Source organism: Caulobacter sp. (assembly GCF_965279145.1).
GTDB lineage: Bacteria > Pseudomonadota > Alphaproteobacteria > Caulobacterales > Caulobacteraceae > Caulobacter.
Genome location: NZ_OZ257139.1, coordinates 1,130,565 through 1,148,521, shown reverse-complemented (window position 1 = coordinate 1,148,521; position 17,957 = coordinate 1,130,565). Strand labels below are relative to the sequence as shown.

The 17,957-nt window shown below is 68.1% G+C and carries 20 protein-coding genes and 2 pseudogenes; 8 read left to right on the top strand and 14 right to left on the bottom strand.

The window, feature by feature from the left end; translation table 11 throughout:
* Window positions 1–24 precede the first annotated feature (24 nt).
* Window positions 25–747: a 16S rRNA (uracil(1498)-N(3))-methyltransferase gene (locus ACQY9P_RS05295; RefSeq protein ID WP_421736310.1), complete on the top strand. Its 723-nt coding sequence runs from the start codon at window positions 25–27 to the stop codon at window positions 745–747.
* Window positions 748–871: 124 nt separating this feature from the next.
* On the top strand, window positions 872–2,233 hold the full coding sequence (locus ACQY9P_RS05290) for a glutamate--cysteine ligase (protein ID WP_421736311.1): 1,362 nt from the start codon (window positions 872–874) through the stop codon (window positions 2,231–2,233).
* Between the two features lie 48 nt (window positions 2,234–2,281).
* Here ACQY9P_RS05290 and ACQY9P_RS05285 read toward each other — a convergent pair.
* A pseudogene (locus ACQY9P_RS05285) lies at window positions 2,282–2,383 on the bottom strand (hypothetical protein); the annotation flags it as partial.
* A 64-nt stretch (window positions 2,384–2,447) separates the two neighbouring features.
* On the opposite strand from ACQY9P_RS05285, the gene ACQY9P_RS05280 reads away from it, so the two are divergent.
* Window positions 2,448–3,746: a DNA recombination protein RmuC gene (locus tag ACQY9P_RS05280; protein ID WP_421736312.1), complete on the top strand. Its 1,299-nt coding sequence runs from the start codon at window positions 2,448–2,450 to the stop codon at window positions 3,744–3,746.
* An 8-nt stretch (window positions 3,747–3,754) separates the two neighbouring features.
* Window positions 3,755–4,276, top strand: coding sequence for a peptide deformylase (gene def / locus ACQY9P_RS05275; protein WP_421736313.1), 522 nt, complete (start codon window positions 3,755–3,757; stop codon window positions 4,274–4,276).
* 111 nt (window positions 4,277–4,387) lie between these two features.
* On the opposite strand, the gene ACQY9P_RS05270 is transcribed toward def, so the two are convergent.
* Window positions 4,388–4,744 carry a cell surface protein gene (locus ACQY9P_RS05270; RefSeq protein ID WP_421736314.1) on the bottom strand — a complete coding sequence of 119 codons (357 nt, stop codon included), beginning with the start codon at window positions 4,742–4,744 and terminating at the stop codon, window positions 4,388–4,390.
* A 113-nt stretch (window positions 4,745–4,857) separates the two neighbouring features.
* Here ACQY9P_RS05270 and fmt point away from each other — a divergent pair, with 113 nt between their 5' ends.
* Together fmt and truA are read left to right on the top strand one after the other, a co-directional pair.
* Window positions 4,858–5,784, top strand: coding sequence for a methionyl-tRNA formyltransferase (gene fmt / locus ACQY9P_RS05265; protein WP_421736315.1), 927 nt, complete (start codon window positions 4,858–4,860; stop codon window positions 5,782–5,784).
* A complete protein-coding gene (truA, locus tag ACQY9P_RS05260) occupies window positions 5,784–6,563 on the top strand; it encodes a tRNA pseudouridine(38-40) synthase TruA (protein ID WP_421736316.1) in 780 nt (259 codons plus the stop codon). The genes fmt and truA overlap by 1 nt, the downstream gene beginning before the upstream one ends.
* Before the next feature lie 119 nt (window positions 6,564–6,682).
* On the opposite strand, the gene ACQY9P_RS05255 is transcribed toward truA, so the two are convergent.
* From ACQY9P_RS05255 to dapE, 4 genes are all read right to left on the bottom strand, one after another.
* On the bottom strand, window positions 6,683–7,261 hold the full coding sequence (locus tag ACQY9P_RS05255; RefSeq protein WP_421736317.1) for an NAD(P)H-dependent oxidoreductase: 579 nt from the start codon (window positions 7,259–7,261) through the stop codon (window positions 6,683–6,685).
* Between the two features lie 70 nt (window positions 7,262–7,331).
* Window positions 7,332–8,252 (bottom strand): glutaminase, encoded by a 921-nt coding sequence (locus tag ACQY9P_RS05250; RefSeq protein WP_421736318.1) that lies wholly within the window; start codon window positions 8,250–8,252, stop codon window positions 7,332–7,334.
* A gap of 3 nt (window positions 8,253–8,255) precedes the next feature.
* Entirely contained in the window at window positions 8,256–8,696 is a 441-nt protein-coding gene (locus ACQY9P_RS05245) for an EamA family transporter (RefSeq protein WP_421736319.1), read from the bottom strand.
* Window positions 8,696–9,856, bottom strand: a complete 1,161-nt coding sequence (gene dapE / locus ACQY9P_RS05240) for a succinyl-diaminopimelate desuccinylase (protein WP_421736320.1) — start codon at window positions 9,854–9,856, stop codon at window positions 8,696–8,698. Before dapE ends, ACQY9P_RS05245 begins: the two co-directional genes overlap by 1 nt.
* Before the next feature lie 64 nt (window positions 9,857–9,920).
* On the opposite strand from dapE, the gene ACQY9P_RS05235 reads away from it, so the two are divergent.
* Window positions 9,921–10,400 carry a cupin domain-containing protein gene (locus tag ACQY9P_RS05235; RefSeq protein WP_421736321.1) on the top strand — a complete coding sequence of 160 codons (480 nt, stop codon included), beginning with the start codon at window positions 9,921–9,923 and terminating at the stop codon, window positions 10,398–10,400.
* 80 nt (window positions 10,401–10,480) lie between these two features.
* Window positions 10,481–11,173 carry a VIT1/CCC1 transporter family protein gene (locus ACQY9P_RS05230; RefSeq protein WP_421736322.1) on the top strand — a complete coding sequence of 231 codons (693 nt, stop codon included), beginning with the start codon at window positions 10,481–10,483 and terminating at the stop codon, window positions 11,171–11,173.
* A gap of 23 nt (window positions 11,174–11,196) precedes the next feature.
* Here the strand turns inward: ACQY9P_RS05230 and dapD are convergent, their stop codons facing one another.
* The 8 genes and pseudogenes from dapD to ACQY9P_RS05190 form a co-directional block, all read right to left on the bottom strand.
* Complete coding sequence (gene dapD, locus ACQY9P_RS05225) at window positions 11,197–12,045, bottom strand: 2,3,4,5-tetrahydropyridine-2,6-dicarboxylate N-succinyltransferase (RefSeq protein ID WP_421736323.1); 849 nt, start codon at window positions 12,043–12,045, stop codon at window positions 11,197–11,199.
* 3 nt (window positions 12,046–12,048) lie between these two features.
* A complete protein-coding gene (locus tag ACQY9P_RS05220; RefSeq protein WP_421736324.1) occupies window positions 12,049–12,708 on the bottom strand; it encodes a pyrimidine 5'-nucleotidase in 660 nt (219 codons plus the stop codon).
* On the bottom strand, window positions 12,705–13,619 hold the full coding sequence (argB, locus tag ACQY9P_RS05215) for an acetylglutamate kinase (protein WP_421736325.1): 915 nt from the start codon (window positions 13,617–13,619) through the stop codon (window positions 12,705–12,707). Before argB ends, ACQY9P_RS05220 begins: the two co-directional genes overlap by 4 nt.
* 83 nt (window positions 13,620–13,702) lie before the next feature.
* Entirely contained in the window at window positions 13,703–13,978 is a 276-nt protein-coding gene (locus tag ACQY9P_RS05210; protein WP_421736326.1) for a SemiSWEET family sugar transporter, read from the bottom strand.
* 2 nt (window positions 13,979–13,980) lie between these two features.
* Entirely contained in the window at window positions 13,981–14,445 is a 465-nt protein-coding gene (locus tag ACQY9P_RS05205; RefSeq protein ID WP_421736327.1) for a response regulator, read from the bottom strand.
* Between the two features lie 18 nt (window positions 14,446–14,463).
* Window positions 14,464–15,117 (bottom strand): annotated as a pseudogene (locus tag ACQY9P_RS05200) (sensor histidine kinase); the annotation flags it as partial.
* Between the two features lie 237 nt (window positions 15,118–15,354).
* Window positions 15,355–16,410, bottom strand: coding sequence for a sulfate ABC transporter substrate-binding protein (locus tag ACQY9P_RS05195; protein WP_421736328.1), 1,056 nt, complete (start codon window positions 16,408–16,410; stop codon window positions 15,355–15,357).
* Between the two features lie 51 nt (window positions 16,411–16,461).
* Complete coding sequence (locus tag ACQY9P_RS05190) at window positions 16,462–17,916, bottom strand: OprO/OprP family phosphate-selective porin (RefSeq protein WP_421736329.1); 1,455 nt, start codon at window positions 17,914–17,916, stop codon at window positions 16,462–16,464.
* Window positions 17,917–17,957 lie beyond the last annotated feature (41 nt).

Here is a 17,957-nt window from a genome sequence, read left to right as displayed (position 1 = left end):
GGGGAGTTGCGCTAGAAGGAGGTCATGATCCGTCTTTTCGTTCCCCAGGACCTCGCCGCCGGCTACGGCGTCATCCTGACCCTCGACCAGTCGCGCTATCTCACCTCGGTGATGCGCCAGGCCGTCGGCGCCCAGGTGCTGCTGTTCAACGGCCGCGACGGCGAGTGGCGCGCCACCCTGACCGAGACCGGCAAGCGCGGCTCGCTGCTGAAGGTGGACGACCAGGCCCGCCCGATGGCGCTGGGGCCCGATCTCGACCTGGTCATCGCCCTGGTCAAGCGCGGCCGGGTCGAGACCATCGTCGAAAAGGCCGCCGAGCTGGGTGTCCGCCGGGTGAGGCTGGCCATCACGCGCCGGACGAATGTCGATTTCGTCAAGCTGGGCCGTCTGGACGCCATCGCCATGGAGGCCGCCGAGCAGACCGGCCGGATGGACGTGCCGACGGTGGAGGATCCGGAAAAACTCGCCGACATCCTCGACGGCTGGGACCCGGCCCGCAGGCTGGTGTTCTGCGACGAGGGCGGCGACGCCCGGCCGGCCTTCCAGGCCCTGGCCGGAAGCGCTGCGCCCGCCGCCATCCTGATCGGTCCCGAGGGCGGCTTTTCGCCGGAAGAACGCGAGCGTTTGCGGTCCCTGCCGTTCGTCACGCCGGTGTCACTGGGCCCCCGCATCCTGCGCGCCGACACCGCCGCCATCTCGGCCCTGACCCTCTGGCAGGCGGCGGCCGGCGACTGGCGGGAAAGCTAAAGCAAAGACGCCCTCTTGAGGTTCGCAAAGAAAACGCCCAATTGCGCGTTACGAGTTCGCGGCTGGTCGGGGGGAAGGGCCTCTCCCTACTCAATGCGTATGAGACCTTGGGGAGAGACGGCTCATGGCCGACATCGCTAGCCTGCAGGAGCGTCCGCTGACGCTCGAAGACCTGACCGCCTATTTCGCCTCGGGCTCCAAGCCCAAGGAGGCCTTCCGCGTCGGGGCCGAGCACGAGAAGTTCGGTTTCTACCTGAACAGCCACGCGCCCGTGCCCTATGAGGGCGACAAGGGCATCCACGCCCTGCTGACCGGCCTGCAGCGCTTCGGCTGGACGCCCGTGATGGAAGGCCCGACGATCATCGGGCTGGAGCGCAACGGCGCCAATGTCAGCCTGGAGCCCGGCGGCCAGTTCGAGCTTTCGGGCGCGCCGCTGCTGACCATGCACGACATCTGCGAAGAGACCGGCCAGCACCTGGACGAGGTCAAGACCGTCGCCGACGAGCTGGGCCTGGGCTTCATGGGTTTGGGCTTCTCGCCGGTGTGGAAGCGCGAAGAGGTGCCGGTGATGCCCAAGGGGCGTTACGTCATCATGCGCAACTACATGCCCAAGGTCGGCGGCCTGGGCCTGGACATGATGCTGCGCACCTGCACGGTGCAGGCCAATCTCGACTTCTCGTCCGAAGCCGACATGGTCGCCAAGTTCCGCATGAGCCTGGCCCTGCAGCCCATCGTCACGGCGCTGTTCGCCAATTCTCCGTTCACGGAAGGAAAGCCCAACGGCTTCCTGTCGTCGCGCGCCAATGTCTGGACCGACACCGACGCCGACCGCACCGGCCTGCTGGATTTCGTGTTCGAGGACGGCTTCGATTTCGAACGCTACGCCCGCTACGCCCTGGACGTGCCGATGTATTTCGCCAAGCGCGGCGACAAATACATTGACCTGGCCGGCCGCAGCTTCCGCGACTTCATCGACGGCAAGATCGATGAGCTGCCGGGCGAGCGCGCCTCGATCAAGGATTGGGCCGACCACACCACGACCCTGTTCCCGGAAGTGCGGCTGAAGACCTATTTGGAAATGCGCGGCGCCGACGCCGGCCCGTGGAGCAGCCTCTGCGCCCTGCCGGCCCTGTGGACCGGCGTCTTCTATGATGACGCCGCTCTCGCCGCCGCCTGGGACCTCTGCAAGGACTGGACGCCGGAAGACCGCGCCGGCCTGCGCCGCGACGTTCCGAAGCTGGGCTTGAAGGCCATGGTCGCCGGCCGCTCGGCCCAGGACGTGGCGCGGGATTTCGTCGCCATCGCCAAGTCGGGCCTGAAGGGCCGGGCCCACATGAACGGCGGCTTCCTGGACGAGACGATCTATCTGGGCGAACTGGAAGAGATCGCCGCCACCGGCCGCACGCGGGCCGACCGGCTGCTGGAACTGTACCACGGCGCTTGGAAGGGCGATGTCAGCCGGGTGTTCACCGACTGCGCTTACTAGGTTTGTAGCTCCAAAAACCTTGTCATCCCGGAAGCCTCGCAGAGGCTATCCGGGACCCAGGGGCAACCGCACCGCCTTGGCCCCTGGGTCCCGGCTCTCCGCTGCGCTGCGGCCGGGATGACAAGATAGGTTTGCGTCAAAAGCGGTCATCGCCTTCCCTGTCAGCGTCGGAAGCCGCCTTCCCCGCGACCCCGACTCCGGCTAAGAACGGAGCATGAACTTTTCCGATCCGTTCCTGATCCTCGCCATCGTCTTCGCCCTGATGGCCCTGGCCGCCGCCCTCTGGGCGCTGGCCGCCAGCCGGCGCGCCGCGGCCGCCGACGCGCGCGCCTGGCAGCTGAACGAACGCCTGGTCCAGGCCGACGAACGGGCGCGGCTGCTGGAGGACCAGTCGGCCACCCAGGCCGAGCTGATCCGGGCCCAGGCCGCCCAGCAGGCGACCATGACCGCCAACACCGTGGCCGAGGCTCTGATCAAGCGGGCCGACGAGAACTTCAAGAGCCGCGAGGCCCTGGCTACGGCCCGACTGGAAGCCCAACTCAAGCCCGTCGCCGAGACCCTGGCCAAGTTCGAAGCCCAGGTCACCGCCGTCGAGAAATCCCGCGCCGAGGAAACCGGCGGCCTCAAGGCCCAGATCGCCGCCCTGATGGAAGCCTCGACCGCCACCCAGTTCGAGGCCCGCAAGCTGTCGGCCGCCCTGCGGCGCGGCGCGGGCGTGCAGGGCCGCTGGGGCGAGCAGACCCTGCGCAACGTGCTGGAGGCCGCCGGCCTCAACAAGCGCTTCGACTTCGAGGAGCAGTTCAGCGTCGACACCGACGAGGGCCGGCGCCGGCCCGACGTCAAGGTGCGGATGCCCGGCGGTGCGGTGTTCGTGATCGACGCCAAGTGCTCGCTGAACGCCTTCCTGGAAGCCCAGGAAATGACCGAGGAGGGCCTGCGCGAGGCCGCCCTGGTGCGCCACGCCGCCAGTGTGCGGGCCCACATGACCAGCCTGTCGGCCAAGACCTATTGGGACCAGTTCGCGTCGGAAGGCTCGCCCGACTTCGTGGCCATGTTCGTTCCCGGCGACAGCTTCCTGGCCGCCGCGCTCGAGCGTCTGCCCGACCTGATGACCGAGGCCATGGACAAGCGGGTGCTGCTGGTCACGCCCACCACCCTGTTCGCCCTTTGTAAGGCGGTGGCCTATGGCTGGCGGGTCGAGGACCAGGCCAAGAACGCCGCCGCGATCGTCGCCGTGGGGCGCGAGCTCTACAAGCGCGTGGCGGTGATGGGCGCCCATGCCGGCGCGGTGGGCAAGGCGCTGGAAAGCGCGGTCGGCAAATACAACCAGTTCGTCGGCTCTCTGGAGAGCCAGGTCCTGACCCAGGCCCGCCGGTTCGAGGACCTGTCGGTCGACCACGAAGGCAAGGAAATTGCCGAACTGGCGCCGGTGGAACAGGGTGTTCGGGCCCTGACCAAGCTTTCGACGGGACAATCCCCCACCTTGACGCTCGGGAATGAGACCCTTACCTGACAGATATCATGTCTATCCGTCGCATCCTCACCGTCGATAACGCCGCCGATCTGGCCGTGTTGAAGAAGATCTCCACCCCTGTCGAGGCGGTGACTGACGATCTGCGCCGCCTGATGGATGATATGCTGGAGACCATGTACGACGCCCCCGGCATCGGTCTGGCCGCCGTGCAGGTGGGCGAGCCGATCCGCCTGATCGTCATGGACCTGGCCCGCGAGGGCGAGGAGCCGGCCCCGCGCTATTTCATCAATCCCGAGATCCTGTCGACCTCGGAAGAGACGCAAGGCTACGAAGAGGGCTGCCTGTCGGTGCCCGATTATTACGACGACGTCGAGCGCCCCTCGAAGGTGACGCTGCGCTACCAGAACTATCAGGGCGAGACCGTCGTCGACGAGGCCGAGGGCATGTACGCCGTCTGCATCCAGCACGAGATGGACCACCTGGAAGGCGTGCTGTTCATCGACCACCTGTCGCGCCTGCGCCGCGACCGCGCCATCACCAAGGTGAAGAAGGCGCGTCGGGCGGCCTGACACCAACCGCTCATCCCCGCGAAAGCGGGGACCCAAGCTGAGCTTGGGCCTTCCGCAAGGACATCTGGATGAGCGCCGCTTGGGTCCCCGCTTTCGCGGGGATGAGCGGGTTTATTTGGTCGCCTCGTGAACCTCTTCCTTGGTTTCCTGACCGGCCTTCTTGGCGCCGGCCTTGATGTCCGAGCCCGCTTCCTTGGCCGCGTCGCCGGCCTTTTCGCCCGCTTCCTGCATCTTGTCGGTCGCCTTGCCGGCGGCTTCCTTGAGGTCCGCGCCGGCTTCCTTGGTGCTTTCCTTGATCGCCGTGCCGGCTTCCTTGACGTCGGGGTCCGTGGCGATCTCGTGGGCGGCGTCCTTGACGTCGGAGCCCACCGCCTTGGCGCCTTCCTTGATCTGGGTGGCGTGCTGGTCCGAACAGGCGGCCAGCGACAGGGCCGCGGCGCAGACGGCGAACATCAGGGTGGAACGCATGGTGAAGCTCCTGGACGATATGTCGGGGAAACAACGGTCGCCCAAGGTCAAGGTTCCGAGCGCGCCGTCCCCCGAAGCTTTCCTTGCGGCGTCGGGACGTCTAAACCGCGCCCATGCGCATCGCCTTCCTCGGAACCCCTGATTTCGCCGTCGCCTGCCTGGCCGAACTGGTCGCTTCGGGCCACGAGATCGTCTGTGTCTATTCCCAGCCTCCCGCGCCCCGCGGTCGCGGCCAGGACCTGAAACCCTCGCCGGTCCACGCCTTCGCCGAGGGCCTGGGTCTGCCCGTGCGCACGCCGGTCTCGATGAAGACGCCCGAAGAGATCGAGGCCTTCCAGGCCCTGGATCTCGACGCCGCCGTCGTGGTCGCCTTCGGCCAGATCCTGGTCAAGGCCGTCCTCGACGCCCCGCGCGAGGGTTGCTTCAATCTGCACGCCTCACTGCTGCCCCGCTGGCGCGGCGCGGCCCCGATACAACGGGCGATCATGGCCGGCGACGCGGTGACTGGCGTCCAGGTCATGCGGATGAGCGAGGGTCTCGACGAGGGCCCGATCCTGATGTCCGAGCAGGTGCGGATCGACAGCGTCGACACCGCCGCCTCGCTGCACGACAAGCTGGCCGCCGTCGGCGCGCGCATGCTGCCCGTGGCTCTGGGGGCCATCGAGCGCGGCGGGGCCCGCGAGACGCCGCAGAGCGAAGACGGCGTGACCTACGCCAAGAAGATCAAGTCGGCCGAGGCCCGCATCGACTGGAGCCGTCCCGCCGCCGAGGTCGACCGCCACATCCGCGGCCTGTCGCCCTTCCCCGGCGCGTGGTTCGAGGCGCCGTCGGACAAGGGCCCGGTGCGCGTGAAGGCGCTGCTGTCTCGCGTCGAGGACGTGCAGGGAGACCCCGGCGCGCTGCTGGACGACAGCCTGCTGATCGCCTGCGGAGACGGCGCGGTGCGCCTGCTCAAGGCCCAGCGCGAGGGCAAGGGCGTGCAGGACGCCGGCGACTTCATCCGGGGCTTCCCGCTGTCCGCCGGAACCCTGCTGGCCTGATGCCCCGCTACCGCCTCCTCGTCGAGTATGATGGCCGGCCCTATAACGGCTTCCAGGCCCAGGCGACCCTGCCGTCGGTGCAGGGCGCCATCGAGGCGGCGGTGAAGGCCTTCTGCGGCCAGGAACTGCGGATCGCGGCGGCCGGCCGCACCGACACCGGCGTCCATGCGACGGGGCAGGTGGTCCATGTCGATCTCGAGCGCGACTGGCCCGCCCAGACGGTCATGAACGCCCTGAACGCCCACCTGACGCGCGAGGCGGTCAGCATCCTGGCGTGCGAGATCGCCGAGGGCGACTGGCATGCCCGGTTCTCGGCCAATGAGCGCCGCTATCTGTACCGCATCCTCAACCGGCCCGCCCCGCCGGCCCTGGACAAGGGCCGGGTCTGGCACGTCAAAAAGCCGCTGGATGCGCAGGCCATGCACGCGGCCGCTCAAGCCCTGGTGGGGCTGCACGACTTCACGACCTTCCGAGACATGCACTGCCAGGCCAAGTCGCCGATCAAGACGCTGGACGTCGCCCGCGTGTGGCGCGAGGGCGAGGCGGTCTGTCTGGCGTTCGAGGCGCGCAGCTTCCTGCATCGGCAGGTGCGGTCTATGACCGGCACCCTGGTCGAGGTCGGGATCGGCCGGTGGAGCGCGGCCGACGTGCGCGAGGCGCTGGAGGCCAAGGACCGCACGGCCTGTGGACCAGTGGCCCCGGCCGACGGGCTCTATCTGGTGGGCGTGGGGTATGAACCCTCAACCGCTCATCCTCGCGAAAGCGGGGACCCAAGCTGAGCTTGGATCCGTCACGATCGCCTATGGACCAAGCGCCGCTTGGGTCCCCGCTTTCGCGGGGATGAGCGGGGTTTTGGTGTTTCAGCGCTCTGAAGCATGAAACGTGCTCGCAGATCCGACTAGACCCCCAACCTGCCGAACCGCCGCATACGGGCCAGCCATTTCAGCCGGCCCCGGCCGCCGATCATTTCCACGCCGCCGATCACCGATTTGCGGATGGGCGATATCCCGGCCAGGCCCAGCATCCCCTTCTCCAGGGCCAGCAGGCCGTGTCCGCCGAACATCAGCCAGAAGGCGATGGCGGGCATGCCCATGGTCACGACCAGACGGGCCGATCGTCCCTTGAGTTTGGGGAGGGGGCCCCGGGGGCTCTGCTCCAGGCCGAAGCCGGCGCGGAACACCTGCTCCAGCAGGGCCTTCAGCTTGGCCGGCGTCGCGCCCAGCCACAGCGGAAACAGCACGACGACATGCTGGGCCCACAGGATGTCCTGCTGCACCGCCAGGATCGGGGGCGGCGGCGGACTTTCAAATTCCCACTGGCCGGCCAGGAAGGGCGTGTCGAGATCGGCCAGATCGATGCGCCGCACCTCATGGCCCGCCGCCGTCGCGGCGTCGACATAGGCGCTGGCCAGGGCCGAGCCGAAGCGTTCGGGGCGGCAGTCGGGATGTCCCAGAAGGACGAGAATGCGCTTGGCCATGAGGGCCTCCTTCAAGGAGGGCTCTCACGGGCGCCGCGCCGCCGCCTTGATGCGGGTCAAGCGCCTGGCGCTACAGCACCGAACAGTTGGTCAATTGCGCGAAGGCCTCCAGCGCCGCTGTTCCGACCACGGAGGTTCCGAACCGGTCCAGCTCCGGCGACCAGACCGTGATCACCGCCTTGCCGGGAACCACGGCCACGATGCCGCCGCCGACGCCGCTCTTGGCCGGCAGGCCGACGCGATAGGCGAAGCTGCCGACGCTGTCATAGATGCCGCAGGTCAGCAGCAGGGCGTTCAGGCGCCGGGTCAGGCGGTCGGGGAAGATGGTCTCCTGGATCACCGGCGAGAAGCCCCCGGCCGCCAGGGGTAGCATCGCCCGGGCCAGCTGCCGGCAACTCATGGTCAGGGCGCACTGGCGGCAGTAGGCGGCGACCACGGCCTCGGGGTCGTGGATGATGGTGCCCTTGCCGCGCATCAGGTTGGCGATGGCGCGGTTCTGGTGGGCGGTGGCCAGTTCCGAGGCGGCGACCGCCTCGTCGATCTCGACGGCCTCGTCGGCCAGCACGCTGGCGAAGCCGCGCACCAGGGCGGCGGGATCGCGGACGGTGTCGAGCAGGTGGTCGGTGATCGCCAGGGCGCCGGCGTTGATGAACGGGTTGCGGGGCACGCCGCCTTCCGCCTCCAGCTGGGACAGGTGGTTGAAGGGCGTGCCCGACGGCTCCTTGCCCACGCGCCGCCACACCTCGTCGCCAAAGCGGTTGAGGGCCAGGCCCAGGGCGAAGACCTTGGTGATGCTCTGGACCGAGAAGGGCTCGTCGGCGTCGCCGATCACGTGCTCGCCGCCGTCGATCATCCGCACGGCCATGCCGAACTTGTGGCCGGGCACGGTCGCCAGTTCAGGGATGTAGTCGGCCGGCCGGCCCTTGCCGAAGTGCGGCTTCACCAGCACGGCCACCTCGGCCAGCACCTGATCGATCGAGAAGTCGTCCATGGTCTAGACCCGCACCGCGACCAGCACCGCTCCGGCGGCGATCAGCGCCACGCCCAGCCAGTTCACGGCCGAGGGCCGCTCGCCCAGGAAAGCGGCGGCGAAGACGGCCACCAGCACGACGCTCAGCTTGTCGATCGGAGCCACCCGGCTGGCGTCGCCCAGTTTCAGGGCCCGGAAATAGCACAGCCACGAGGCGCCGGTGGCCAGGCCCGACAGGACGAGGAAGATCCAAGAGCGCCGCGAGATCTCGCCCGGCGCCCGCCATTCGCCAAACAGGGTCAGGATCAGGCCGGCGAAGGCCAGGATCACCACGGTGCGGATGAAGGTGGCGAGGTTGGAGCCCACGCCCTCGATGCCGACCTTGGCCAGGATCGCCGTCATCGCCGCGAACACTGCCGAGGCCAGGGCCCAGAAAGGCCAGCTGCCCAGGGCGGCGCGGACCATCAGGCGAAGGCCTCGAAATAGCGGCGGATCAGGGCGGTGTAGGCGTCGGCGAGGGCGCGCACCTCGTCCACCGGCACGCGCTCGTCAACCTGGTGCATGGTCGAGCCGACCAGGCCGAACTCGACCACGGGACACAGGGCGCGGATGAACCGGGCGTCGCTGGTGCCGCCGGTGGTCGACAGCTCGGGCGCGCGTCCGGTCGCCTCGCCCACGGCGGCCACGATCACGTCGGTGAACGGGCCGGGCTGGGTCAGGAAGGCCTCGCCGCTGATCTTGCACAGCACCTCGGCGCGGGCCTTGAAGCCCTCGGCGGCGACGGCGCATTCGTGCTCGATCCAGGCCTGCAGGTCCTTGCCCCTGTGGGCCGGGTTGAAGCGGATATTGACCCGCGCCCGGGCCGTGGACGGGATCACATTGGTGGCGGTGTTGCCCACGTCGATGGTGGTGACTTCCAGGTTGGACGGCTGGAAACCCTCATAGCCCTCGTCCAGCACCCGGCTCTGCAGGCGTGACAGGATGGAGACCAGCATCGGGATGGGATTGGCGGCGCGATGCGGATAGGCCACGTGGCCCTGCTGGCCCTCGACCGTGATCCAGGCGTTGATGCTGCCGCGCCGGCCGATCTTGACCATGTCGCCCAGCAGATTGGCGCTGGTGGGCTCGCCGACGATGCAGTGGTCGATGATCTCGCCCTCGGCGGCCAGGGCCTCGACCACCTTGACCGTGCCGTCCTCGGCCACGCCCTCTTCGTCGCCGGTGATCAGGAAGCTGATCGAACCGGGCGTCTCGGGCATCCGCGAGACGGCTGACACGAAGGCGGCGATGGCGCTCTTCATGTCTACCGCGCCGCGGCCATAGAGCACGCCGTCAACGATCTCGGCTTCGAACGGGCCTTGCGTCCAGGCGGCGTCGTCGCCGACGGGCACCACGTCGGTGTGGCCGGCGAAGCAGAGATTGGGCCGCGCGGTCCCGCGCCGGGCGTACAGGTTCTCGATCTCGCCGAACTTCATCCGGCGACAGGTAAAACCCAGGCCTTCCAGCTGGCGCTGCAACAGGTCCATCGCGCCCTCGTCGGCCGGTGTCACCGAGGGGCGGCGGATCAGGGCCTGGGCCAGGTCGACGGGATCGATGCTGACAGGAACGGGCGCGGGGCTGGTCATGATGCTGGCTTTAGGCTTCCCTCCGGCCTGACGCAAACCACGCAAGCTTCTTCCAAGAGCGCCCATGCCCAAGATCGACATCGACGCCGCGCCCACCCGTTTCGGCACGGCCTATCCGCCGCCCTACGACGCGCCCTGTCAGGGCCGCCAGCGCTGGAAGCTGGGGGACGCTGTGGGCCTCACCCAGTTCGGCGTCAACCTGCTGCGCCTGCCGCCGGGCCAGTGGACCAGCCAGCGCCACTGGCACACCGCCGAGGACGAGTTCACCTGGGTGATCGAGGGCGAGGTGGTGCTGGTCGAGGATGAGGGCGAGACGATCCTGCGGGCCGGCGACTGCGCGGGCTTCAAGGCCGGCGTCGCCAACGGCCACCACATCCAGAACCGCTCCGACAGTGTGGCCGTGCTGCTGGAAATGGGCACGCGCGCGCCGCAGACCGACGGCTGCGACTATCCCGACATCGACCTGATCCTGCGCGAGGGCGAGGAGGGGTATCGGCATCGCGACGGCACGCCCTATGAGGTCGAGGGCGGACGCAAGCGTTAGGCGACCTGAACGAACTTGACGCAGGTCAAGGTCAGGCGCGCCTGATAGGCTTTTGGCTAATGACCCCCAGGAGATGCCCCATGATCCGTCACCGCGAGCGCCATCTGATCGAGCGCATCGGCTGGCTGCGCGCCGCCGTGCTCGGCGCCAATGACGGGATCGTCTCGACCGCCAGCCTGATCGTCGGCGTCGCCGCCGCCGCCCAGGGGCGGGGCGAGATCCTGGTGGTCGGGGTCGCGGGGCTGGTGGCCGGCGCCATGTCGATGGCCGCCGGCGAATATGTCTCGGTCAGCTCGCAGGCCGACACCGAACGCGCCGACCTGGCGCGGGAAAAGGCAGAGCTGGAAACCCAGCCGGACTCCGAACTCGACGAACTGGCCGGCCTGTATGTGGCGCGCGGGGTTGAACCGGCGGTCGCTCGCGTGGTCGCCGTCCAGCTGATGGCCAAGGACGCCCTGGGCGCCCACGCCCGCGAGGAGCTGGGCATTTCCGAGATCACGACCGCCCGGCCCATTCAGGCGGCCCTGACCTCGGCCATGACCTTCGCCGCTGGGGCGGCGTTGCCGCTGGTCACGGCGATCCTCGTTCCGTCCGGCGTCATCGTCGCGGCGGTGTCGGTCGCCTCGCTGCTGTTCCTGGCGCTGCTGGGCGGCATCGGCGCGCGGGCGGGCGGCGCGCCCATCGTCAAGGCCGTGGTCCGGGTGACCTTCTGGGGCGCGATCGCCATGGCCCTGACCGCCGGGGTCGGCGCGGTGTTCGGGGTCTCGGCCTGACGGGGTCAGGCCGAGCGGTTTGATCAGTCCCGCAGCAGGTCGTTGATCGAGGTCTTCGACCGCGTCTGGGCGTCCACCGTCTTGACGATCACGGCGCAGTAGAGGCTGGGGCCGCCGTTCTTGTCGGGCAGGCTGCCGGGCACGACGACGCTGTAGGGCGGCACCTTGCCGATGTGGATTTGGCCGGTGGCGCGGTCGACGATCTTGGTCGAGGCGCTGAGGAACACGCCCATCGACAGGACCGAGCCCTCGCCGACGATCACGCCCTCGACCACTTCGGAACGGGCGCCGATGAAGCAGTTGTCCTCGATGATGGTCGGGTTGGCCTGCAGGGGCTCCAGCACGCCGCCGATGCCGACGCCGCCCGACAGGTGCACATGCTTGCCGATCTGGGCGCACGAGCCGACCGTGACCCAGGTGTCGACCATCGTGCCTTCATCGACATAGCCGCCGATGTTCACGAACGAGGGCATCAGGATGACGTTTCGGCCCACATAGGCCCCGCGGCGGACGATCGCGCCGGGCACGGCGCGGAATCCGGCGGCCTCGAAATTGGGGGCGTCCCAGCCGTCGAACTTGTTGGCCACCTTGTCCCACCACGGGCCGACCGCGCCGCCCAGGGTTCCGGCGCGCATGACGGTGTTGGGGTTGAGGCGGAACGACAGCAGCACGGCCTTCTTCAGCCACTGGTGGGTGATCCACTCGCCGTCGATCTTTTCCGAGACCCGCGCCTTGCCGCTGTCGAGCAGCAGCAGCGATTCCTCGACCGCCGTGCGGACCGGGCCTGTGGTGGCGGTCGAGACGCCGTCGCGGGCCTCCCAGGCGGCTTCGACTTCGGTCTGCAGGTCGGAAAGGCTGACGGTCGTGGTCATGGCTTAGAGGTCCTTCAGGCGCGCCGAGGTCAGGAACCCGGCGAGGTCGTGCGTGCGATGGTGGACGAATTCCGAGGTCGAGGCGGCCGCGTGGGCGCCGACCAGGATGGTGGTCATGCCCATCCGGGCGGCGGGAACTAGGTTCTTCTCGCTGTCCTCGAAGAACGCCGCCGCCGGGGGATGGATCGCGTGGCGCTTGGCGATCTTGTCGAAGGTGGCCAGGGCCGGCTTGGGCACATAGTCGGCCGTCTCGATGGCGAAGACGTCCTCGAACAGGTGGTCCAGACCTAGATGGCCCAGCACGCGCTCGGCGTGGCCCAGCGAGCCATTGGTGAAGATCAGCCGGCGGCCGGGCAGCTTGTCGATCGCCTGGCGCAGGGCCGCATCAGGGACCAGCCGGTCCATCGACACATCGTGCACCTCGTCAAGGAACGCCTTGGGCGCCATGCCGTGGTGGGCCATCAGCCCGGCCAGGGTGGTGCCGTGCTCCTGATAGTATTTCTTCTGCAGCGCCCGCGCTTCGTCGCGGGGAAGCCCGGTCTCGCGCTCGACGAAATCGGTCATCCGCCCCTCGATCAGGGCCATGTATTCGCTCTCGGCGGGATACAGGGTGTTGTCGAGGTCGAACAGCCAGGTCTCGATATGGGCGAGGTCGGCGCTCATTTGGAAATGAGCGTACCCGCGCCATGTTCGCTGAACAGTTCCACCAGCATGGCGTGCGGACGGCGGCCGTCCAGGATGACCACGGCCTCGACGCCCGATTCCACGGCGTGGATGGCGTTTTCCAGCTTGGGGATCATGCCGCCGCTGGCGACGCCGGTGGCGATCAGCTCGCGGGCTTCGGCGATGGTCATCTGACGGATCAGCTGGCCATTGGCGTCCAGCACGCCGGCGATGTCGGTCAGCATCAGCATCCGCTTGGCCTTCAGCGCGCCGGCGAGGGCGCCGGCCACGGTGTCGGCGTTGATGTTGAAGGTCTGGCCGGCCTCGGACACGCCGATCGGGGCGATCACCGGGATGTAGTCGGTTTCCGACGACAGCAGGGCCTGGATGATGTGCGGATCGACCTTGGTCGGCTCGCCCACGAAGCCCAGGTCGACGACCTGTTCGATATTGCTGTCAGGATCACGCTTGGTGCGGGTCACCTTCTCGGCGGTGATCATGCGGGCGTCCTTGCCCGACAGGCCCACGCCCCGGACGTCGGCTTCCGCGCCGGCCAGGGTGATCCAGTTGGCGATTTCCTTGTTGATGGCGCCTGACAGCACCATCTCGGCCACTTCCATGGTGGCTTCGTCGGTGACGCGCAGGCCGTCCACGAAGGTCGACTTGACGCCGGCCCGCTCGAGCATGCGGCTGATCTGCGGACCGCCTCCATGCACCACCACCGGATGGACGCCCAGCAGCTTCAGCAGCACCGCGTCGGCGGCGAACACCTTGGCCACGTCTTCCTGGCCCATGGCGTGACCGCCGTATTTGATCACCACCGTCTCGCGGTCATAGATCTGGATGTAGGGCAGGGCCTCGGCCAGGGTCTTGGCGGTGGCCCAGCCCGCTTCCTCGGCGGCGTCGGTCAAGGTTGCGGATCCTGTTCGAAAAGGGCGGGTCTCGATAGCGGACCCCGCCCCCCCTGTCACTTAAAACAGGATGGGGAAAACGCTCAGATCGCCTTGCGGTCGAAGCGCCATTTCATGATCAGCACCGCCGATGACATCGTCAGGCAGGCGAGGTTGGACGCCACGACCGGCCACGCCTGGATCATCACGCCATAGGCCGTCCAGCAGGTGAAGCCGATCACGGTGACGATGTAGGTGCGCAGCGACACCGACGAGGCGTCGCGCGCCTTCCAGATCTTGAAGATCTGCGGGGCGAAGCTGGTGATCGACAGCAGGGCCGCCGTCACGCCCACGGCGACGGCCGCTGGCGAGGCGGCCACGGTCAGCCCGCCTTGGGCAGGCTGTTCAGGCCCCACAGCGCCAGATAGTCCGGCGACAGGGTCAGGCCCACGGGGGGCAGGCCGGGGGCCTGGCCCTCGCGCATGCAGATGGTCAGATATTCCAGAGCCATCTTCACGCCATTGCTGGAATAGGGCTTGCCGATCACGCCGCAGGCCCCGGCGAAGTCGTCGGGCAGGCGCTTGACGTTGGCGGTCATGAACAGGGCCACGGCGCCGCAGTCGGCGTGAATGGTGCGGGCCACCTCGACGCCGGTCGGGCCATCGCGCAGGTGCACGTCGACCAGCGCCAGGTCGGGCTTCAGATCGTGGGCGAGGGTGACGGCTTCGTCGGAGCTCATGGCATGGCCCAGCGAGCAGCAGCCGGCCTCTTCGAGCAGGAACTCAAGCTCGGTGGCCAGCAGGACCTCGTCTTCGACAATCAGAACGCCGAGCGGTTGCTCGTTCATGGCACATCCTCGCCCGAGCTAATGATGCGCGCCGTTTACGGGCAAGTTGATCACAACGCGCGTACCGGGCGAGGCGTCCGTGGTTTCGCACCGCGCCTTCAGCTGCTGGCAGAGCAGCTGAACGATCGTCAGGCCGAAACCGGACGTGTTCGCCGAATTCTCCCTACCAACGCCGTCGTCGGTGATTTCGATCCGGAAATCGTTGTCCGTCCGGGTGATGCCCACGAAAATCCGCCCGGCGCGGCTGTCCGGGAAGGCGTGACGCATGGAATTGGACAGCAGCTCATTGATCACCAGCGCCAGGGGCGCGGCCTTGGCCGCCGCCACATCGACCCGCTCCAGATCGAGGTTGAACTGGATATCGTCGCGACCGCCGCCGCCCATCACGTCGGCCACCAGGTCGCGCACGAAGGCCGAGACGTCGAAGCGCTCGACGTCCTCGCTCTGGAACAGGCGGCGGTGAACGGTGGCGATGGCGTTGACCCGGTCCAGCATGCCGCGCATCGCCGCCTTGACCGCCACGTCCGAGACGCGGCGATTTTGCAGAAGCAGCAGCGACGAGATGAGCTGGAGGTTGTTCTTGACCCTGTGGTCCACCTCGTGGAGCAGGGCCGTCTTCTGCTCCAGCGCCTGGGTCAGCTCCAGGGTGCGCTCGGCGACCAGTCTTTCGAGGTCGAGCCGCGAGGTCTCGGAGACATCCGTCATGTGATCGGCCGATCTGGCATTCAATCCCCCACAACATCGCTCAACATCGCGGCTAACGCGCCGGCAAGGGGCGGGTTCCCGCTATGTCGGGTTTCCAACATGGCCGAAAAAGAGCGCGGCGTGAATCCCGCCGGGATCCACGCCGCGCGCGCGAGGCGACAAATGGGGAGGAACCGCCTCGCGATCAGCGGTCGGCGCGCGCGCCTATTTCGGCTGGTAGATCTTGTCGAACAGGCCGCCGTCGGCGAAGTGGGTGGCCTGCGCCTTCTTCCAGCCGCCGAACGTGTCGTCGATGGTGACCAGCGGGATATTCTTGAACTTGCTGGCGTATTTCGCCGCCGCCGCCGCCGCGCCGCGCGGACGGTAGTGGTTCTTGCCGATCAGGTCCTGGGCCAGGGGGCTGTAGAGGAAGTTCAAATAGCCCTCGGCGGCCAGGCGGGTCTTGTGACGGTCGACGTTCCTGTCGACCAGCGCCACCGGCGGCTCGGCCAGGATCGAGATCGACGGATAGACGATGTCGAACTTGCCCGGCAGTTCCTCCTGCGCGAGATAGGCCTCGTTCTCCCAGGACAGCAGCACGTCGCCGATGCCGCGCTGGGTGAAGGTGGTGGTCGCGCCGCGCGCGCCGGTGTCGAGGATCGGCACGTTCTTGAACAGCTTTTCCAGATAGGCCTGGGCCTTGGCCGGGCTGCCGCCGGGTTGCTTCAGCGCCCAGGCCCAGGCGGCCAGATAGTTCCAGCGCGCCCCGCCCGAGGTCTTGGGGTTGGGGGTGATGACGTCGACGCCGTCCTTGATCAGGTCGCCCCAGTCCCTGATCTTCCAGGGATTGCCCTTGCGGACCAGGAACACGATCGTCGAGGTGTAGGGCGTGGAGTTGTTGGGCAGGCGCGACTGCCAGTTGGCCGGCAGCAGCTTGGCCTTGGCGGCGATCTCGTCGATGTCGTAGGCCAGGGCCAGGGTGACGACGTCGGCCTGCAGGCCGTCGATCACCGAGCGGGCCTGCTTGCCCGAGCCGCCGTGGCTCTGGTTGATGGTCAGGGTCTGGCCGACCTTGTCCTTCCAGTACGCGGCATAGGCGGCGTTGATGTCCTTGTAGAGCTCCCGCGTGGGGTCATAGCTGACGTTCAGCAGGGTCAGCGGTTTGACGCCCTGGGCCGACGCCGGACCGCCCATCATGGCGGATGTCGCCAAGGTCGCTGCGCCCGCCGAGGCGCCCGTCAGGACACCGCGGCGAGAGGGGGACTTTGAGAATTCGCTCATGAGGACGATCCTTCGTGGAGGTCTTAGGGGAGGGGCAGACGCGCCTGTTGACTAGAACGCGAACTGGCTGCGGAAGTTGACGGCCTGATAGTCCTGGCTGAGGCCAACCAGACCGCCGGCCGGGTCCTTGCGGTCGATACTGACATCCAGATAGTCCAGCGAGAACTTGGTCACCGAATTGGGGAACCAGTTGACGCCGACCGTCGAGATCGTCTGTTCGCCGCCGCGCACGCGGTCCGCCGCCAGGACGGCGTTCTCGTGATGGTTCAGATCGAGAACCGAATAGCGGGCCGCCAGCTCCCAGGCGCCCCACTGGCCCTTCTTCAGGTCGAAGGGCTTGGCGATCGTCGGCGCGTCGAAGGCGAAGGTTCCGGTGTTGTACTTGCGGGTCTCGCCGGTCAGCACCAGGCCGCCCTCGATGTACCAGCCCGTGAACTTCGGATCGCTGACGCCGGCGGCCGCGTTGCGGCGCTCGATCTTGTAGTCGAAGTACTCGCCCTGGATCAGCAGGTTCTTCTTCTGCGCCGCCAGTTCCAGGCCGTAGTGCTGGGCGCCGGTCGCATCGACCGAACCCGTGGACACCAGCTGCTGGCCGTCCACGCGCAGTTCCGGCCGGTCCTGGAGGGTGACGCCATAGGCGCCGGTCAGGGCCGTGGTCTGGGCCGGCGTGATCACGCCGCTGGCGTTGACGCCGGCGTGGATCAGCCAGTCCTCGCCCTTCAGGGGCGTGCCGGCAAAGCGGAGGACATAGCCCAGTTGCTCGTCGAAGGTCTGGGCGTCGCCGGCCTTGGCGCCGGTCACCGCGCCGGACAGGATCCAGCGCTCGCCCACGGTCTGGGCCTGCAGGCTGATGCGACGGTCCGCGCCGGCCAGGCCGCGCGCGGCCTCGGCGGCCGACGGGCGCTCGGGGAACAGAGCGCCGTTGGTCGAGGCGGCGTCTTCCAGGCCCACATTGGGAGCGAAGGCGCCGACCTTCACCTTGAAGGGGGCGTAGTTGTACTGGAGATACAACTCCTGCAGCACGGTCGCGCCGTCCGTGCCGGCGCCGCCGAAGTCGAGCAGGATGCCGTAGTCGAACACCTTGAAGGCCTTGCCGTCGACGCCGAGGCGGCCGCGGCGGAAATTGGTGCCGCTATTCAGATCGCGGGCGTTGCCGATCACGGCCGGCAGGCCCTTGTCCTGATAATACTGGGCGACATCCAGCTGCATGACGCCGTGGAAGGTGGCGCTGAAGGCGCCGTCGCCCGAGGCGATGGTCGGCTTGCCGCCGGCGATGCTGACGGTGGTGGCGCTCTGGGTGGCGCGGACGTCCTTGAGGCTGGCGGCGGTGGCGGCCTTGAGGTCGGCGATCTGGCTGGAAAGGGCGCTGAGCTGCGCTTCGAGGGCGGCGATGCGCGCCTCGGCGTCGGCGGGCGAGGCGGTCTGGGCCGAGGCGGCGCCGGCCATCGTCAGGAACGAAACGCCGGCGATCAGCGCGACGCGCAAGGCGGTCTTGGTGGTGGTCATGGATCTTCCCCTTCCGGCGCCGCGACGGGCGTCGGCCTGTT